Source organism: Myxococcus sp. CA039A, from assembly GCF_013336645.1.
GTDB classification, from domain to species: Bacteria; Myxococcota; Myxococcia; order Myxococcales; family Myxococcaceae; genus Myxococcus; species Myxococcus llanfairpwllgwyngyllgogerychwyrndrobwllllantysiliogogogochensis.
Window position 1 is genome coordinate 12,835 of record NZ_JABUMQ010000024.1, and the last position, 17,681, is coordinate 30,515.

Consider the following 17,681-nt stretch of genomic DNA (forward strand, 5'->3'; position numbering starts at 1 on the left):
CGTTCAATTGCGACCGCTCGACGCCTCGGGGGCCCCATGTCGCGGGCAACCCGCGGAGTCCAAACCCTGTTTGCTGAAGCCACCTTCGGGCACACCGGACCAGGGTTGAAGTGCCCCCTCCACCCACGGCTCCGCTCCCGCCGGGTGATGCCATGCGTGCGGCCCCCTCCACTCCCAGTCCTCCGCGGCCACCGATATCGAGGAATACCCGCGACAAGCCGAGTGGGTCCTCGCGTCTGTTCTGTCCTCCTCCCTGACGTTGCTTGACACCTGGCTTGCGAGAGGGCTACTCCAGCGCGCCTGTATTGATTTTGATACTGAGTCTCAAATTCATATCGGGAATTGACCGGATCTCACGGTGCTGACGGACAGCGCTGGGAGGCCGGTCCAGGTTCGAGGAGAGCGCGATGCACCGCGGAGCACTGAGGATTGGCAAGGGCGGTTTCTCGAAGGGGCTCGTGGCGTGTGCCGCCCTGTTCCTGTCCGCGTGCGGCGACGATGAGCCCACCCTCCCTGGGGGGCCGGGTGGAGGCGAGGAGGGCGCGCTGTACCTGGTGCACTCCGCCGTGGAGACGAACGGCAGCCGGATGAACTACTTCACGCTGGTCGACTCCCTGGACGAGCCCAAGACGCTGGACTACTCGAAGTCGCTGGAGCTGCCGGGCCGTCCCCGGCTCTACGCGGCCAAGGGCGTGGGCTTCTTCGCCATTGGCGCCGGAGAGTCTCCCACCATCACCCGCTACGAGGTGAAGGACGGCGCGCTGACGCCGGGTGCCAGCATCTCGTTCCAGAACCTCGGCGTGAAGCGGATGGGCGCCCAGGCCGTGCACTTCGTGAGCGCCACGAAGGCGTATTACAAGGACGACGCCCAGGGGCAGATCATCGTCTGGAACCCCGCGGAGATGGCGGTCGAGAAGACGCTGGCGCTGCCGGCGGAGTTCACCAAGGCGGGCTACGTCACGGGGCTGAGCCAGTGGGCCACCCGCGAGGGCGAGGCGTTCTTCGCGGTGGGCTGGTCGACGTCGACGTACGACACCGTGCTTCCGGGCTCGGTGCTCGTTCGCATCGACACGGCGACGGACGCGCTGAGCTGGTCCTCCGACGAGCGCTGCCGCGACCTCACCAAGACGGGCCGGCAGGGTGACACGCTCTACTTCTTCAGCGGCGTCATCAACGGCCTGGGCTACGCGGTCAAGGGGGCCCAGGACGCGGGCCAGCAGGACTGCTTCCTGCGCATCCCGGCGGGGCAGCAGACCTTCGACACGGGCTTCGTCGGCAGCGTGGCCTCCGCGCTCGGCGAGAACAAGGTGGGCACCATCATCGCCCTCACGGAGAACGGCACCGCGTGGCTCCAGGTGGCGGACACCACCATCACCCCGTCGGCGCCGGGCACCACCTACAGCGAGTGGTACAGCAAGGGGTGGAGCTGGTGGCAGGTGCCGTTGGCGACGCTGAGTGCCCCCTCGCGCGTGGACTCCGCGCCCGGGGCCTACAGCGGCTTCACGCTCACGTCAGGCTCCAGCTTCTTCGTCAGCCAGAGCGCGGCTACCTACTCCACCTCCACGCTGATGGACCTGTCCTCGGGCACCCCCAAGCCCAGCATCTCGTTCCCCGGCTTCGTCCTGGACGTCGCTCGCATCCGCTGAGCGCTCGCCCTCGATTCCCGCGAGGTCTCCTGGATGGATGTCCTGGTTCCCACGCTGCTCTGGCTCGGAGTGGTGGGTCTCTACGGCGCGTGGTGGTGTCGCCACGCGGGCCGGTGGCCGGACTCCTCGCGCGTGCCCTCCGGCTTGAAGGGCGGGGGGCTGGTGCTCGTCCTCGCGGGTTTCGCCACGTCCCTGTCGACGGCTCCCACTCCGGGGGCCGCCCTGGGCTCGGCGATGGCGTACGTCATGGCGGGGGGCACTTCGCTGGCCGTCCTTTCGCCGCTGGTGCGCCGTCCCATCCGGGCCATGGTGCTGCTGGCCCCGGTGGGCCTGTTGCTGGGCGTGCTGGAGCGCGCGTCGTGAGCGCCAGGACGCGGCGCCAGCGGGGCGTGAGCTGGCTGCTGGCGGCCGTGCTGGGGGCTCCGCTCGCCGCGCTGCTGGTCTCGGTCGCCTTGCCCGCGGTGGTGCCCGCCTCGTCGGACGTGCGCTACCTGGTGGCCTGTATCGTCGTGATTCCCCTGATGGCCGCCGCGCCGTGCATGGCGCTCCTGGCTCGCTCCGCGGCGCGTGCATGGGCCGGCGTCCTGGTGGCGAGCGGGGCGGCGCTGCTCGTCCTCTGGAGATGTCTCCCATGAAGCTCGGGTCTGGGACGTACCGCGTCCTCTGGGAGGCGCATGCATGGGCGGGCGCGGTGGCTTCCGTCCTCCTGGTGGGCATGTTCCTGCTCGGCGTCGTGTCGCTGTTCCGCCACGAGCTGATGCCCTGGCAGGAGCCGCGCTTGAGGACGCCCGTGGCCGCGGACGAGGCGCGGGCGCTGGAGACGCTCCAGCAATGGCTGGACGCGCGGGTGGGAAAGGACGGGCCCTCCCAACTGGACGTGGACCTGCCCGCTCCGTATTCCCCCTGGCTCCGGCTCGAGTGGAAGGAGCGGGGTGGCGAGAAGACCGCCGTCTGGGTGAACCCGCTCTCCGGCGAGCAGGCCCCGGAGCGCAGCGACCTGGGCTACTTCCTGTTCCTGGTGCACTTCCTCTACCCGCTGCCGGGGGGCATGTTGATCGCCGGTCTGGTGGCCATCGTCCTGTTGCTGGTGGTGGGCACGGGGCTGGTCATCCAACTGGGCCGCTTCCGCAAGGACTGGGTGCGCTTCCGTCCGCGCGAGGCCCTGCGCACCGCGTGGGGGGACCTGCACAAGGTGCTCGGCAGCGTGGGGTTGCCCTATCAGGCGGTCATCGCCTGGACGGCGGCCATCATCTGCCTGAACTCCGCGGTCCTCCAGCCGGTGGTGGTGCGCACGGCCTTCGACGGTGACGTGGACGCGGGGCTCAAGAGCATCGGCTACCCGCGCGGAGCCAAACCCTCCAAACAGCCCGCCGAGGCGCCGCGAGTGGCCACGGTGCTGGCGCGGGCGCGCGAGGCGCTGCCGGATGCGCGGCACTACCGCTTCTCCATGCGCAACCTGGGGGATGCCCAGGCGTATGTCGATGTCCGAGGCTACGCGCGTCAGGGTCTCCACGAGTTCACCACCGTCCGCGTGTCGGGGAAGGGTGAGGTGTTGCACGTGCGGCAGGCTGGAGGGCCTGGCGCCACGGCGCGGCTGATCGAGTCCGCGTACGTGCTCCACTCCGGGCTCTATGCGGGGATGGGGCTGCGGCTCACCTATGCGCTGCTGGGCATCTTCAGCGCCCTGTGTGTGCTGACCGGCAACCTCATCTGGTTGGAGCGGCGGGCGCGCGACATGCGCCGGGTGGACGTCCTCCTCGCGCGCTTCACGGCGGGAGGGTGCGGAGCGGCGGCGTTCGCGCTCGCCGCCGTCTTCCTGGCCAACCAGCTGCTGCCCGACACGCTGACGCGTCGGGCGGATTGGGAACACACGATTTTCTTCGGGAGCTGGTGCGCCTGCGTGCTGGGTGCGCTCCTGTTTCCCCGCCCCAAGGTGTGGTCCCGGTGGTCGCTGGCCATCTCCGGCGGCATCCTGTTCCTGTTGCCCTGGTTGGATTCCTGGCGCAACGCCCGGCGCGTGTTCGACCCCGCGGGCTCACCCTATGTGTTCTGCGTGGAGCTGGGACTGGCCCTGCTGGGCGTCCTGTTCCTGGTCTCCGCCTGGGCCATCGGGCGCATCGTGCCGAGAGATCCCAGGGACGTGCGGGCGCCCGCGCCCGTTCTCGCGCATGAGTCGCCGTGAATGTCCGGACTCCCGACGCACCCTTCACTCGCGTCCCGCTCGATGTGCTCGGGCTCGCCTTCTTCCAGCGCCCCCCCGTCGTTCGCGGGGCCCGGACTCCTCTCGTGTTTCATGCAACGGACCATGACCCTCCTCGTTGACGCGTTGGCCCGCGCGAAGTGCTCGGTCTCCTGGACCTGTCCCCCGGTGTCCCTCGGGTGGACGTGGCGAACCGTGGGTCTGCTGGCCATGGTCGTGGCGCTTCCCTCCGCCGCACAGGACGCGGCGCAGGCGCCCGCCGTGGAGGCTCGCGCGACGGTGGGAGACCTCGCGGGACGGCTGTCCGCCTGTGAAGGGGGAGAGCTGGGAAAGGCCGAGGTCCTGCTGCTCGAGCCCGAGGGGCGCACCCAGACGCCGCGCCTCGATGCGCAGCGCCGCTTCGAGGTGAAGGGGCTCGCTCCGGGCACCTATGAGCTGCACGCCTATGTCCCGGGCTGTGAGCCCCAGGCGTACCGCGTCCAGGTGGCGGCGGGGGAGCGCACGGAGGTGGACGCGGTGCTCGCGGAGAGCGTCAGCCTGGAGACCACCATCGAGGTGACGGGGCGACAGTTGAGCAAGGGCGAGGAGCGCGCCCTCTCTGCCGAAGCGGTCAAGGTGGTGGAGTTGGAGGAGGCGCGGCAGCAGACCGCGGACCTGGGCGAGGTGCTCAGTCGCAACACGGGTGTCAGCGTGCAGCGGACCGGAGGGCTCGGCTCCGCCAGCCGCTTCTCGCTCAGTGGCTTCTCCGGCGAGCAGGTGCGCTTCTTCCTCGACGGCGTGCCGCTGGAGCTGGCCGGCTTCGGGCTGGGGCTCGCCAACGTGCCGGTCAACCTGCTCAAGCGCGTGGAGGTCTATCGAGGCGTGGTTCCCGTGCGCTTCGGCGCGGATGCGCTGGGAGGCGCGGTCAACCTCGTCTCCTCGGACGGAGACGAGCCGAGCGGGGCCTCCGTCTCGCTGCAGGCGGGCTCGTTCGGCACATACCGGGGGTCACTCGCGGGACAGTACAAGCTGGGGACCGGCGGGCTCTTCGTGAAGGGCCACGCCTTCGGCGACGTCGCGCGCAACGACTACATGGTGGACGTGGAGGCCGCCGATGACCGGGGGCGCCTGGTGCCCGCGCGCGTGCCGCGCTTCCACGATGGCTTCACCGCGGGCGGCGTCGGGCTGGAGGTGGGGGTGCTCGAGCGGCCCTTCGCGGAGCGCCTCTCCCTGCGTGTCTTTGGCACGCGCACGCGCAAGGAGCTGCAGCACAACGTGGTGATGACGGTGCCCTACGGCGAGGCCCGCTCCGCCGAGTCGAGCTACGGCGCGCTGGCGACGTGGTCCCAGGGAGGGCTGCTGTCCGGCAAGCTTCGGCTGGAGGGCGTGGGGGGCTACAGCCGGCGTGACACGGACTTCCGCGACATGGCGGGGTTCGTCTACGACTGGTACGGCAACGCGGGCGTGGAGCGTCGCCAGCCCGGAGAGCTGGGCACCACGCCGGCGGACCAGGTGCAATGGCAACACAGCGCCCTGGCGCGCCTTCATGCCGCCTACGAACTCACCGCGACGCAGTCCCTGCGGCTCTCGCTGGCGCCCACCTTCGTGACGCGCCAGGGTGAGGACCAGCTCAAGCTGGGGACGGGCCAGCGAGACCCCTTGAGCGCGCAGCGCGACCTGCTCACGCTGGTGGGCGGGCTCGAGCACGAGCTGGCGCTGGGCGACGGACGGCTCAAGAACGTGGCCTTCGTGAAGGGGTACGTCATGCGCTCGGACTCGGAGGAGGTGCTGCCCGGCGGGGTCTTCCGGCGGGCCGACCAGGCCAGCGAGCATCTGGGCTTTGGAGACAGCCTGCGGATGTTCCTCCCGTATGGCGTGCTGGCCAAGCTCTCGTACGAGTACGCCACGCGCCTTCCCGGTCCGGATGAGCTATTTGGTGATGGCGTGCTCGTGATGGCGAATCTGGGGTTGCGGCCCGAGGTCAGCCACAACGCCAACCTGGATTTCTCGGTGGATGACTGGCGCACGGGGATGGGGAGCTTCCGCGGAAGCGTGGGAGGCTTCGCCCGGCTCGCCGACGACTTCATCGTCAAGCTGGGAGACGACTCCACGGTGTCCTTCCAGAACGTGTATGCGGCGCGCTCGCTCGGAGTCGAGGCTGCCGCGGGATGGACGGTTCCAGGGGATTGGTTGTGGCTGGATGCCAACGTGACGTGGCAGGACTTCCGCAACACGGGCGGGCAGGGGACGTACGCGGCCTTCAAGGGCGACCGCATTCCGAATGTGCCCTGGCTCTTCGCGAACTTCAGCGCCCGGCTGCGGCGCCGCGCGCTCATCCTCCCCAGCGACTCCGCGTCGCTCGGCGTCACCTCGCGATTCATGAACGGCTTCTTCCGGGGATGGGAGAGCCAGGGCCTGCGCGAGTACAAGCAGGACGTCGATGCGCAGTTGACCCACTCGCTCAGCCTCACCTACGTGCGGGAAGGCTCGCCCACCCTGGGGGGCACGCTGGAGGTGCTCAACCTCACGAACGCGAAGACGTATGACTTCTTCGGCGTCCAGCGCCCCGGCCGCTCGTTGTCCGTCAAGCTGACCGCGGACTTCTGACCGCCACGGCGAATTCCCCGCTGCCTTTCAGCGGGTCGGAGTTCGCCTACCTTGCCGCACATTGGCCATGGCGCGGGCCCCTGAACCCTGGGAATCCGTCCGCTGACGCCAGAAAATTGACCACTGACAGCAACTTTCACCCGGACGCGCGGAGAATCGACTAAAACAAATTGGTCGATTGGTTTTTTATCCGCGTTCGCAGCCCGCATCCGAGGAGTGAGAGTCCATGGCCCCGATTCGCCGCGCCGCCACCCCGACACCTTCCGCCGTGCCTCAGCAGCCGACCGTCGCCGCGCCCCCTCCGCCGCCTCCGCCTCCGCCTCCAGCGCCGAAGCAGGAGCCCGCGGCGGGCCACTCGGGGCGCAGCAGCTTCCAGTCGGGTCGGCGTCCCTCGATGGACCTGTTCGGCGGCGCGGGGCCGGCGAGCACGCTGCGCACGGAGGTGTTGGGCGACGGCAAGGCCAACTGCCTGGAGAAGGCCAACACGCTGTCGAAGCCAGGGGACCAGGTGCTGCTGCTCAGCGACTCGCGCGACAGCGTGGGCCACGCGCTGGTGCGAAAGCCGGGCGGTGCCATCGTCGACCCGAACGAGCCCGGCAAGACGTATACGAACCTCGCCGAGTGGAAGGCGACGCACTCCTCCTACGGCCAGCCGGTGGCGGTGCCGGACGCGCAGCTCGCGCGCATCCTGTCCGTGCCTCCGGGCCCCGCGCGTGAGGCGCTCATCCACGGTTTTGGTCTGACGGGCGCCGCGGCGCGCTCGGTGGCGGACGATGCGGCGGCGACGACGACGGGGGATGCGGCGGACCCGACAAAGAAGAAGGAGCTGGTGGACCTGACGCCGTCCGTCAACATCTCCACCGATGGCACCATCGAAGTAGGCATCAAGGCCGAGTTCAAGCCCGCGGAAGGGGAGAAGAAGAAGGGCGAGGTGAAGGGCACCATCTCCGGCGGCGCCTACGCGGAGACGGAGGTCAAGCTGAGCTGGAACCCCACGGAGCCCACCGCGGACGGCCGGCACCTCATCACCGTTACGTTCGATGCCACCGGTGGCCTCAAGGGCGGCGCGGGCATCGAGGCGGGCGAGGTGGGCCCGTTCGGCGTGGAGATTGGCGCGGAGTCCGGGAGCAAGAAATCGGTCAGCTTCCAGCTCGCGCTCACCGAGGGGGAGATTGGCCAGCTCATCATGAACCCCGGCGGCTTCCAGGTCCCCACGTTGAGCGACCCGCTGGCGCTGCCGCCCGGCAGCAAGCTCGTCATGGACGCCTCTGACTTCGTGACGACGTCGAGCGGTCTGTCCATCGGGCCCCTGAAGCTCAGTGGGGAGAATGGCAAGGAGCAGACCCAGTCGGTGGCGGTGGAGCGCACCGGAGACACCACGGTGCGCGTGACGGTGGGCCCGGAGGAGACGCTCACGTCGAAGCTGGAGCTGGGCTTGGAGTTGACCCTCAAGGGACACAAGGTCGGCGGCGGCATCGGCTCGGAGCACAGCTACACGCAGGGCAACTCCGCGAGCGTGGAGTTCGACCTGGCCACGCCAGAGGGCCGCACGGCCTACGAGACTTTCGTCCGGGAGGGCACGCTCCCCACGCAGACGGGCCCGGGGGTCCTGGACGTGCGCACCCAGCAGACCTGGTCCGAGGAGGGCTCGCTCAGCGCGGAGCTGCACCTGACGAAGTTCGTCGGCTTCGAGCACCAGTTCTGGGATGAGAGCCTGACGCAGACTGTGACGACGGTGAATGGCCAGACGACGGTGACGGCCGAGGGCAAGGTGGCCGGCACGGACAACTCGTTTGAAATCCAGTTCTCGCTCAACCCGGACGGCTCGCGGAAGTTCGAGGGGATGAGCATGGACATCCTCCAGTACGGCGGTACCGAGTACACCACCATCACCGTGACGGGCGCGGAGGGGCTGGCGAACGTGCAGAACGTCGCGGCCCGGCAGGCGCAGGACATGGTGGTGGGCTTCTTCGCGGACTCCAGCGACCCCGCGGCGCTCGCGGCCCAGCGTCAGAAGCTCAAGGCGGAGGGCGAGCCCTTCGCCACCCTGGCGATGACGCCGAATGACCCGGGCTACAGCCACGAGGCCTGGCTCACCGCGTATCGCGACTTCGACGCGACGCACGACTACCTGCCCGATGTGCCCTCCACCACGATGACGTTGATGGAGGCCACGCCGGAGTCGATGCCCACGACGCTTTTCATGAGCCTGGGCACCGCGGGCCACGTGGACCAGAACCCCCTGGCCACGAGGACGGACGGCACGACGGCCAGCTACAACATGCCGGGGTGGATTGACCTGGGCCTCGGCCAGATGCCGGGCGTCGAGGTGAAGTGACGCGAGGACCGTAGGAGGCCGCGGCCCGCTCCTGAGTTCCGGGGTGGGCCGTCAGCCTTGGGATGAGGGAACGACCAGTCCTCACCCCTCCCTCCGTAGTAACTCCAGGGGTCGTGCACGGACGCGTGCCTGCCCGCGCGGAGTTCCTTCAGCGGAGGCGCCTTACATGTCTCGAAGTAGAAGTCTTGGCAGCAGTGTGCTGTTGGCCGCCGCATTGGTCTCCACCCCCGGCCTCGCTGATGAGGAGGTGACGAACGTGCTCGCCTCGGACCGGTATCCGGTCCCCGCCGTCCGGGAGGGCAAGTACCGCAACCGCATCGCCTTGGAGCTGGGAGGAGGGGGCTGGCAGACGTTCGTGGGGGACCTGCACAACCACCCTCGCGGCCATGACTCCCTGGGCGGCGGGTCGCTCAGCTTCACGCCCCAGATCATCCGAAGCGAGGTGCTGCTGTCCGCCTTCCGCCATGGCTATGACTTCTTCGGCACCAGCAACCACACCACGTCGTGGAAGTCCTATGACGACGATGACCCCATCTCCCAGCTGAGCCCCGTGTTGGATGCGAACGGGCAATCCGAGCTGCTCGTCGTCAGGGGCAGGGAGTCCCATGTGGGCCCGGATGATGGGACGGGCTCCAGCCATGACCACCACTTCAACAGCTTCAACCGCAATCTGCATGTCAACTCCTCCAACATCGGGAACATGCACGACGAAATCGTCGACAACTACTCGGCGGACCCGCTGCTGAGCACCCACATCCAGCTGAACCATCCGAATGACGACGTGTATTTCACGCTCCCCACGGCGCCGGACCGACGCCAGAAGGTGAGAGATGCCGTCGAACTCGCCGAGTACAACGGGCTCCCCAAGTATTTCGAGCTGCTGCGGCGCGGCTTCCGCGTCGCCCCCGTCTCCAATACCGACGCGCACGCCTCCGTCCGCGCGCAACTGGGCTCCGAATTCCAGGCGCAGAACCCGGACGGCTCCTGGGTGCTGCCCTACATCGATGAGCCCGGTGTGCCTCGCGAGAAGATCCAAGGCTTCGACACGGCCCAGGGCCGCGCCGGTGTCGTCCTGCCTCCCGGTACGCCGTGGAACTACGAGAACTTCCTCACCGCGCTGCGCAACCGCTCGGTGTTCCGCACGGCCCTGCCGCCTGCCTCCGGCTTCTTCATGGCCAACGGCCGTCCCATGGGCTCCGAGTTCGCGCTGAGCCCCACCGAGCGGCGCCTGGACTTCACCGTGTGGGGGACGACCAAGGATGGCACCGGCGGAGGCAACCAGTGGACGGTGCTCCAGGTCTGGAGTCCCTTCCAGCCCGACGCCCCCATCAAGGAGATTACCTACGAGGATGAGCATCTCATCAACCTGAAGGAGGTCTTCTCGCTGACGCCGTACGAGTCCATCTACGTCGTCACGCTCCGGCAGAATTGGGAGAATGCCGACGTCGTGATGGCGCCCATCTGGGTCACCAATCCCATCAGCAAGCCCATCCTTTCCCTCCCTGTCTCAGTGGTCACCCGTGGCTCCCAGCACCCATTCCTGTCCATCAGCGGCGGAGGCGACACCTTGCTCCTCCAGCGCGCGACAGAGCAGGCGCCCAATTCCTGGCAGACCGTCGCGACCATCACCAACAACTACCTCTATCCTATCGACCACCGCAGCCAGCGGAGGGTCTCCCACTGGCGGGTCGTGGACGCCTACCAGCAGACCGTCGTCTCCAATCCGGTGACGCTGACCGTCACGGATGTGATTGACGTCGACACGCCGTCACTGCCCACGCCCATCCTCGATGGCGTCAACGTTACGATCCACTGGACCTTCCCCACGCCCCTGAACGTCGACTACTACGCCTCGCGCGACGACGGCCTCACGTGGACCAAGGTTGGTGAGGATTCCTCCTGGGCGTATACGAATCGAAGCTGGAATTTCTACACGGGTGGATGGGGCAACTCAAACGTGATGATCAGGGTCGTGGAGCAGGGAGGCGCGGGCAGCGTCGGAGTCACGGCTCCCTTCTTCGTCGCCCCCGCCGTCGAGTACCTGATTCCCGTCTCGTTCACGCATGCCTCCATCAACCCCAGCACGGCCTACAAGGCGACGGATGCCGACCCGGGGACCTGCTGGTACACGAACAACGGCAATGAGCAGTTGGTGTACGTCGACCTGGGCCAGGTGCATCTGGTCAAGCGAATGGAGCTCCTCTTCGGTGCGTCGAATCCGCCCAGCTGGTCCCTGGGCATCAGCGCGAACCAAAGCACCTACACCACGACCGACAGCGGAACGCTGACCTACGCCGCCAACCAGGCGCTTGTCAGGGATTACAGGCTGCAGCCCGGAGGTGGACTCAGTACGCGCTACCTGCGCTTCTCGCTCTCGGGGACCTTCCCGGGCGTCACCACCCAGTCCCAGATCTGCAACCTCCGGTTCTACCGGTAGCCCCCGTCACCCATGTCTCGCGCCCTCCTTCCGCCCCTGTTGGGCTGGAAGGAGGGGACATGCCCTATACCCACCTGGAGGATCCCGGGGAGCCCTGTCTCCGTCGGTGCCCGAGTCCCCACCTGAATTGCAAGGGGAGGACCAAAGAGGCTCGAGGTGGGGCGGCCCGGCGCGCTGGCGGGGATTCCGTTGCCAGATGACAAGCATCGGCGGCTCGCTGGGGAACATGGCGCCTCCCTCGCCGTATCGGGGATGACCCTCCACGCCTTCGTGGATGGCTACGTCACCGAGGCTCCCCATGAAGACTCTTTCGCTCTCACCGGGAGCATGGCGCTCTTTCTGCGTCCTGCTCCCGGCCCTGCTCTCCGCCTGCGGTGGGTCTTCCGCCCCAGGCGTCGACGCCGGCCCTCAGCCCGATGACGCGGGCACCCCCGACGCCGGGCCTCCACCGTGGGACGGCACCGCCACCGCGCTCGAGGACCTGGGCGACTGGGTGGATACCGGCCGCTATGACGCGTGCCAGTTCGTCAATCCGGAGAGCCTCGACCCGCTCCTCTGCGAGAGCCTCACGGCCTTTGACGTGTCCGGTTGCTCCGCCCAGGAACTCTCCGGCGTGGAGGGCCGGGGCATCTACCAGGTCAACCTTCGAGGGGAGATGCGCGTTCGCTCCAACCGCCCCACCACCACGACGGTCTCCCGTTCCGCCATCAGCATCGGGCTCCACGACGACGGCACCCCGGACGCGCTGGGCAGCGGGCCGGTCATCGCCCGCGTGACGGAAGGCGGCACGTTCTTCCTCACGGGAAGACGCGCCCTTGCGACTCCCGAGGGCGACATCATCACCACCGCCTCGTTCGCCGGCTGCCATGTTCCGTCGCCCGGCGTCATCACGGGTTGCTACGTGTCGTGTTCCAGCGACGCGCGGTTCGGCAAGACGCTCGGGACCTTCGTGGCCCATCGCATGACCTGGGCGGCCGGAGAGGGAGAGGCCTCCGGTGGCCTCTCCCTCATGTCGGAGGCCGCCACCTCCGTCGGCAGGCCCGCGGACCTCTTCGTCGCCAAGGAGCACGCCTACGTCGTCTCGCTGGATGGTCCGCCTCGGGTGGGCGGGCTCACCGTCTTCGACGTGAGGGACCGGCGCAACCCCGTCCTGAAGAAGACGGTGAGCCTTGCTGGCGACACGTCCTGGAACGGCGTCTGGGCCAGGGGAGATGCGCTCTACATCGCCAGCAATTCCTCCGGGCTCGTCATCTTCGACATCAGCGACCCGGCCAATCCCGTGTTCGTGCGCCGAGCCGAGGGCCCTCACACCGTCCACACCGTGCTCGTCGACGCGGACCGGCTCTACGCCAACGCCCCGGGCACGGGGACCTATGTCTACGACGTCTCCAACCCCCTGGAGCCCACGCTGCTCCAGATTGTCACGCCGACGCCGGGAGGCTTCAGCAGCGGTCCCCATGACGTCTTCGCCTACCAGGGCCGCCTCTACATCAGCAACGCCGAGTCGGGCTTCTCCATCATGGACATCACCGACCTGAACGACGTGCGCCACCTGGGGGACTACTTCCGGCCCGACGCCATCAGCTACGCGCACCACAGCGCGGTGGGGACCTTCGCGGGTCGCACCATCGCCTTCGAGGGCGGCGAGTTCAATGGCTCCCACGTACGCGTGCTCGACGTGACGGACCCGGCGAACATCGTCCTCATCGGCACCCACCGCATGCGGCCCGTCGTGTCCATGCACAACCTGCTGCTGCGGGGCCAACTGCTCTACGTCGCCTGGTACCACGAGGGCCTGCGCGTCCTGGATGTCTCGAACCCCACCCAGCCGAGACAGGTCGCCCACTTCAACACCTTCCGGGAGACCGACCCGGGACGAAGCCATGGCGTCTTCGAGGGCAACTACGGAGTCCGTATCCCCGGCGACGGCTACGTGTACCTCGTGGACTCGGTGCGCGGGCTCGTCATCGTCAACGAGTTGTAGCGGCGGACGCACCCCGGAGGTCGTCGGTTCGGCAGGTCGCCCGAGGCGACGACTTCCCTGACACCGTGGGCTTTCCGCGTCCTGGCGGAACGCAGGCTGGGCGCGTTGGAACGCAACGCTCCGCCCCGACGACGGGCATTCCCGTGGCAGGACCCCTGGCATGGCGGTTGCTGTAGCGGCGGCGTCTCTCAAGGGGCTTCCGCATGAACTGCTACGGGTGTCGGAAGTGCGAGCTGATCTGGTTCTCATCGAAGAAGAGCAGTGTCTGCCCCTACTGCGAGCAGTCCAACTGGCTCATTCTCCTGGAAGACATTCCGGATAACCTCCCGAAGCTCTCGCGCTACAATTGTACGGGCTGTAACTCCAAGATGGATTACGTCGCGGGCATGTCCGTGCAGTGCTGCGGCAGTTGCAGCCAGGTATACGAGGATCCGGATCTCGACATGGAGGTCGTCACCACCGTCACGACCTCCAGCCCTTTCAAGCCATTCAAGGCCCCTAGCAAGAGTATCACGCCCAAGAAGACCGTCGTCATCCAGTCCCCGAAGGTCACCCTCTCCCGGGAAGAGCGCATCGAAAAACAGACGCTCTTCCACATCTATCAGTGCAAGGGCTTTGATTGCCTCAATCTCTGGGCCTCGGATACCCGGCACAAGAGTTCGCGCTGTCCCTTCTGTGGAAAGGGTCTCTTCGAGCTTGTCAAAGCCGACGAGAAGAACGTGGGGGCGATCGGGCTGGCCTGTCTGATCTGTGGTTGTATGATCTGTTACAGCATCGAGCAGTCAGCCCCCCAGCACTGCCCTTACTGTGGGGAGAACAACCTGTCGCGGCAGTCCAATGAGATTCGCAAGGCCCTGCTGGCCTCGGTGCGTGCGCGGAAGGCGAAGTACCTCGTTGACGAAAGCCTCCAGTCCACGTGCCGCATCAACTTCCGGCAGGACTTCAAGAACTCGATGCCCAGCATCAAGGACATCAGCGGCGTCTGGATGCATCGGCGTCACGTCATCCCCCAGCACCTGCTGCGGGCCGTCTGGAACGCCGCGGTCAAGCAGAACAACGCGGGAGGGAAGCACTTGGAGGTACTGGCCTCGGCGTTGGGGCTGAATGGCAAATTCAAGAACGAACAACACCTCGCCTCGGCCATCCTCTACACCCTCAACGAGAACGCCAAGAACCTCTTCCTCGCGGAAGGCACCCCCAACTCCGCCATTGGCGCGCTGGCTCATTCCCTCCATGAGCTCGCCGCGAAGTACTCGAACCTGACTGTCTCCTCGTCAAACCCCTTGAGTGGGCTCATCGAGGAGTTCAAGTCCATCAAGTCTCCGCCCCAATGGGGCAAGGCCGTCGGGCAGTTGGTCCACGAAATCATTCAGACCTACACCGAGGTCCTCGAGGAGGCGTCCTCGCTCCAGGAGGCCGTGAGCATCGTGGAGGACCTGGCGGACACCGCGAACCTGGACCTCGACACCACGGCCCAGGGGCTCGGCAATCAGAACAAGAACGCCGTGACGCTCTACCTGAAGTTCCAGCAGTGGGAGCAGTCGCCAGGGAGCTGGGATGACTTCATCCAGCTGCTCCTGGCGTTCATGTCCACGGACATGGTGGGCTGAGCGCCATGTCGGCTCACACGCTGGCCCCTCAGTAGGGCTTGTCGCCCTTCACCACGCCGAAGCCGGACGCCTCCGCGAAGACGCCGTTCACCGTCGTGCCTCCATTGTGGATGCTGGGGAACATGGGCTGCATGCTCTGGGGGAACCCGAAGGTCGGCTTCGTGAGCGCGTCGAGGCGGCCGAGCTGCTCCGCCGTCAGCTTCACCTCGAGGGCGCCGACGTTGTCCTCCAGCTGCGACAGCCGCCGCGCTCCGATGATGGTGGAACTCACGCCCGGCTGTGCCTGCACCCAGGCCAGCGCCACGCGCGCCACGGTGCTCCCATGCTCGCGGGCGATGGCCGCGAGCGCGTCGATGAGGGCGTAGGTCTTCTCGTTCAGGTACGGGTCCAGGAAGGCGCCTCGGTCGCCCTTCTGCTGTCCGGCGTTCGCTCGGGTGTACTTGCCGCTGAGCGCGCCGCTCTTGAGCGGGGACCACGGGGTGATGCCGAGCCCGAGCTCGAGCGCCATGGGCACCAGCTCCTGCTCGACGCTGCGCTCCAGCAGGGAGTATTCAATCTGCAACCCGATGAAGGAAGACCAGCCCCGGAAGTGCGCCATCACATTGGCCTGGGCAATCTTCCACGCGGGCGTGTCCGAGACGCCGAGGTAGCGGACCTTGCCGGCCCGGACCAGGTCCTCGAGCGCGGCCATCGTCTCCTCGATGGGCGTGTGGATGTCCCAGTTGTGCAGCCAGTAGAGGTCGATGTAGTCGGTCTGCAGCCGGCGCAGCGAGTTCTCGCACGCGGAGATGATGGACTTGCGGCCCGAGCCACCGCCGTTCGGGTCCCCCGGGTAGAGGTTGCCGCTGAACTTCGTCGCGATGACGAGCCTGTCCCGTCGCGCCGGGTGGCGCCCGACGTGGTCGCCGATGATCTTCTCGGAGTGGCTCTTCGTGTAGAAGTTCGCGGTGTCGATGAAGTTGCCACCGAGCTCGATGTACCGGTCGATGATGTGCTGGGATTCCTCGACGCTCGTCCCCCAACCGAGGTCTTCACCGAAAGTCATGGCACCGAGGCACAGCGGGCTCACGCGCAGGCCTGAACGGCCGAGCGTCACGTAGTGGTTGAGAGGCATGGACGGCTCCAGGGGCGTGCTACATTGTAGGGACGACGAATTAGTTCAAGATGGAATTGGATTAATGTTGAACCAATTTCCGCGCAAGGTGCCATGGCGAAAATCGACGCGGCGAGAATCTGGTCGCTCAACCACCGGCTGTTGATGGCGGTGATTTCCAGTGTCGCCTCCGACATCACCGCACTGGGGCTCGAGACGAAGGAGCTGTTCGTGCTCGCGGAGGTGGACGCCCACCCCTATCCGGCCGAACTGGCGGCATCCCTCTGCATCCCCAAGCCGTCGGTGACGCTGTACGTGAAGCGGCTCGAGGCCGCGGGCTTCCTGCGCCGTGAAATTGACACCGAGGACCTGCGGCGGCACCGGCTGCAGCTCACCCCGGCTGGCCGCAAGGTGATGCAGCAGGGCACCGCGCTGCTCTCCGAGGCGTTCGGCGAGAAGCTCGGACGGCTGAGCGCCGCACAGCAGGCGGAGCTGCGAGCCCTCCTGGAGAAGATGAGCTGACCAGCCAGGGAAGCGGGCCGGGGTCCGTCAGGCAAGCGCCCCTCGAAGGGGCGGAATTCGTGCGCGGGGATGTCGAATTCGCGCGGCCCATTCCGACCTCGAATTGAAAGCGGATTCGAGGTCGGAGGTTCTGCGCATGCGAGCGAAGGCGTCGGTCGAGGCGGATGTGTCCCAGGTGGCGGTGAGAAATGACTCGGGTGTCACGGGGACGGGGCGGCCCGCCCGTCGCGTCGCCCGGAGCGTGGGTGCGGTGCTCGCGGGGCTGCTCGTGAATGCCCTGCTCTCCACGGGGACGGATGCGGTGCTGCATGCCACGGGCATCTATCCCCCGGTGGGGCAGCCCATGTCGGATGCGCTCTTCGGGCTGGCGACGGCGTACCGCGTCGTCTTCGGTATCCTCGGGTTCTATGTGACGGCGAGGCTCGCGCCGGACAGGCCGATGCGCCACGTGTTGTGGCTCGGTGTCGTGGGGCTGGCCTTGAGCACCCTGGGCGCCGTGGCGACATGGGGCAAAGGTCCCGAGTTTGGCCCCACCTGGTATCCGCTGCTGCTCATCGCCACGGTGATGCCGTGCGCCTGGGTGGGCGGACGGCTGGGTGAAGCCCGGCTTTCAGCCGCGAGGCGGACTTGAACGAGGGTGCCCGGTCCCGCGAGCCGCGCTCGCGAGGAGGAGTGCTCCCGCGGAGGCCGAGAACACCGAGTAGTCCAGCGGTGACTTGAGTCCCTGGGAGACGGCCATGGCCGTACCGAACATCGCCAGGAGCAGGGCGCTGCCGAGGGCCACCCGGCGTGGCCAGAGCCCGAGGACCAACGCGGTGCCCAGGAACAGCTCGGCGGCGGTCGCGGACCAGGCGAGGAATGGGATGGTCGACGCGGGCATGAACGCGTTGACCTCTGCCGTGTAGCGAATGAAGTTGTCGAACCTCGCCAGACCGACGTTCCCCGTCCAGACGCCGAAGCGACTGGCGACCGCCGACAGGAACGCGGCCCCGAGCGCGAGCCGCGCGTAGAGGACTCCCACCCGGTCAAGACTCGGGATGGGTGTTCCATGGGCCGCCACCGGGGCCGCGCTCCCTTCCTCGCGGATGCGGTCGGTGGCGACGGCGGGGGTTGAGATGGACGGTTCGCGAGTCATGAGGTCTCCCGGGCCTGGTGAGCTGCCGGGGAGATTCTCGCGTCGCTGGCCACCTGGAAGAGCCAGTTCCGACGGAAGTCACTGGGCCAAACTTCCGACGGACACACGCGGAGGTGCCCTGGCGTCCAGG

At 67.5% G+C, this 17,681-nt stretch carries 13 protein-coding genes; 11 read left to right on the forward strand and 2 right to left on the reverse strand.

Annotated features, from left to right (window positions below):
* Nucleotides 1-407 precede the first annotated feature (407 nt).
* The 9 genes from HR086_RS06060 (at nt 408) to HR086_RS06100 (ending at nt 14,801) form a co-directional block, all read left to right on the forward strand.
* On the forward strand, nt 408-1,646 hold the full coding sequence (locus HR086_RS06060; RefSeq protein WP_174465096.1) for an MxcI: 1,239 nt from the start codon (nt 408-410) through the stop codon (nt 1,644-1,646).
* Nucleotides 1,647-1,679: 33 nt separating this feature from the next.
* A complete protein-coding gene (locus tag HR086_RS06065) occupies nt 1,680-2,009 on the forward strand; it encodes a hypothetical protein (RefSeq protein WP_141641230.1) in 330 nt (109 codons plus the stop codon).
* Nucleotides 2,006-2,281, forward strand: coding sequence for a hypothetical protein (locus tag HR086_RS06070; RefSeq protein ID WP_246136997.1), 276 nt, complete (start codon nt 2,006-2,008; stop codon nt 2,279-2,281). The genes HR086_RS06065 and HR086_RS06070 overlap by 4 nt, the downstream gene beginning before the upstream one ends.
* Nucleotides 2,278-3,828 (forward strand): PepSY domain-containing protein, encoded by a 1,551-nt coding sequence (locus tag HR086_RS06075; protein WP_174465097.1) that lies wholly within the window; start codon nt 2,278-2,280, stop codon nt 3,826-3,828. The genes HR086_RS06070 and HR086_RS06075 overlap by 4 nt, the downstream gene beginning before the upstream one ends.
* Before the next feature lie 123 nt (nt 3,829-3,951).
* The gene (gene mxcH, locus HR086_RS06080) at nt 3,952-6,432 is read left to right on the forward strand and encodes a TonB-dependent siderophore myxochelin receptor MxcH (protein WP_254626209.1); all 2,481 of its coding nucleotides are present in this window, start codon (nt 3,952-3,954) and stop codon (nt 6,430-6,432) included.
* A gap of 226 nt (nt 6,433-6,658) precedes the next feature.
* Nucleotides 6,659-8,770, forward strand: coding sequence for a hypothetical protein (locus tag HR086_RS06085; protein WP_174465098.1), 2,112 nt, complete (start codon nt 6,659-6,661; stop codon nt 8,768-8,770).
* Between the two features lie 166 nt (nt 8,771-8,936).
* Nucleotides 8,937-11,207, forward strand: coding sequence for a hypothetical protein (locus HR086_RS06090; RefSeq protein ID WP_174465099.1), 2,271 nt, complete (start codon nt 8,937-8,939; stop codon nt 11,205-11,207).
* A 298-nt stretch (nt 11,208-11,505) separates the two neighbouring features.
* Nucleotides 11,506-13,191: an LVIVD repeat-containing protein gene (locus HR086_RS06095; RefSeq protein ID WP_174465100.1), complete on the forward strand. Its 1,686-nt coding sequence runs from the start codon at nt 11,506-11,508 to the stop codon at nt 13,189-13,191.
* Nucleotides 13,192-13,394: 203 nt separating this feature from the next.
* On the forward strand, nt 13,395-14,801 hold the full coding sequence (locus tag HR086_RS06100; protein WP_174465101.1) for a hypothetical protein: 1,407 nt from the start codon (nt 13,395-13,397) through the stop codon (nt 14,799-14,801).
* 28 nt (nt 14,802-14,829) lie between these two features.
* On the opposite strand, the gene HR086_RS06105 is transcribed toward HR086_RS06100, so the two are convergent.
* Complete coding sequence (locus HR086_RS06105) at nt 14,830-15,915, reverse strand: aldo/keto reductase (protein WP_141641225.1); 1,086 nt, start codon at nt 15,913-15,915, stop codon at nt 14,830-14,832.
* 93 nt (nt 15,916-16,008) lie between these two features.
* Here HR086_RS06105 and HR086_RS06110 point away from each other — a divergent pair, with 93 nt between their 5' ends.
* The gene (locus HR086_RS06110) at nt 16,009-16,416 is read left to right on the forward strand and encodes a MarR family winged helix-turn-helix transcriptional regulator (RefSeq protein ID WP_174455754.1); all 408 of its coding nucleotides are present in this window, start codon (nt 16,009-16,011) and stop codon (nt 16,414-16,416) included.
* Nucleotides 16,417-16,552: 136 nt separating this feature from the next.
* The gene (locus HR086_RS06115; RefSeq protein ID WP_254624152.1) at nt 16,553-17,047 is read left to right on the forward strand and encodes a hypothetical protein; all 495 of its coding nucleotides are present in this window, start codon (nt 16,553-16,555) and stop codon (nt 17,045-17,047) included.
* Here HR086_RS06115 and HR086_RS06120 read toward each other — a convergent pair.
* On the reverse strand, nt 17,027-17,551 hold the full coding sequence (locus HR086_RS06120; protein WP_174455753.1) for a DoxX family protein: 525 nt from the start codon (nt 17,549-17,551) through the stop codon (nt 17,027-17,029). The genes HR086_RS06115 and HR086_RS06120 overlap by 21 nt on opposite strands.
* Between the last annotated feature and the right edge of the window lie 130 nt (nt 17,552-17,681).

Excerpts from the sequence above, each read along its gene's own strand:
- HR086_RS06115 (WP_254624152.1), top strand. The coding sequence starts at position 16,553 with ATGCGAGCGAAGGCGTCGGTCGAGGCGGATGTGTCCCAGGTGGCGGTG.
- HR086_RS06090 (WP_174465099.1), top strand. The coding sequence starts at position 8,937 with ATGTCTCGAAGTAGAAGTCTTGGCAGCAGTGTGCTGTTGGCCGCCGCA.
- HR086_RS06110 (WP_174455754.1), top strand. The coding sequence starts at position 16,009 with ATGGCGAAAATCGACGCGGCGAGAATCTGGTCGCTCAACCACCGGCTG.
- HR086_RS06100 (WP_174465101.1), top strand. The coding sequence starts at position 13,395 with ATGAACTGCTACGGGTGTCGGAAGTGCGAGCTGATCTGGTTCTCATCG.
- HR086_RS06065 (WP_141641230.1), top strand. The coding sequence starts at position 1,680 with ATGGATGTCCTGGTTCCCACGCTGCTCTGGCTCGGAGTGGTGGGTCTC.
- HR086_RS06060 (WP_174465096.1), top strand. The coding sequence starts at position 408 with ATGCACCGCGGAGCACTGAGGATTGGCAAGGGCGGTTTCTCGAAGGGG.
- HR086_RS06120 (WP_174455753.1), bottom strand. The coding sequence starts at position 17,551 with ATGACTCGCGAACCGTCCATCTCAACCCCCGCCGTCGCCACCGACCGC.
- HR086_RS06075 (WP_174465097.1), top strand. The coding sequence starts at position 2,278 with ATGAAGCTCGGGTCTGGGACGTACCGCGTCCTCTGGGAGGCGCATGCA.
- HR086_RS06105 (WP_141641225.1), bottom strand. The coding sequence starts at position 15,915 with ATGCCTCTCAACCACTACGTGACGCTCGGCCGTTCAGGCCTGCGCGTG.
- HR086_RS06085 (WP_174465098.1), top strand. The coding sequence starts at position 6,659 with ATGGCCCCGATTCGCCGCGCCGCCACCCCGACACCTTCCGCCGTGCCT.
- mxcH (WP_254626209.1), top strand. The coding sequence starts at position 3,952 with ATGACCCTCCTCGTTGACGCGTTGGCCCGCGCGAAGTGCTCGGTCTCC.
- HR086_RS06095 (WP_174465100.1), top strand. The coding sequence starts at position 11,506 with ATGAAGACTCTTTCGCTCTCACCGGGAGCATGGCGCTCTTTCTGCGTC.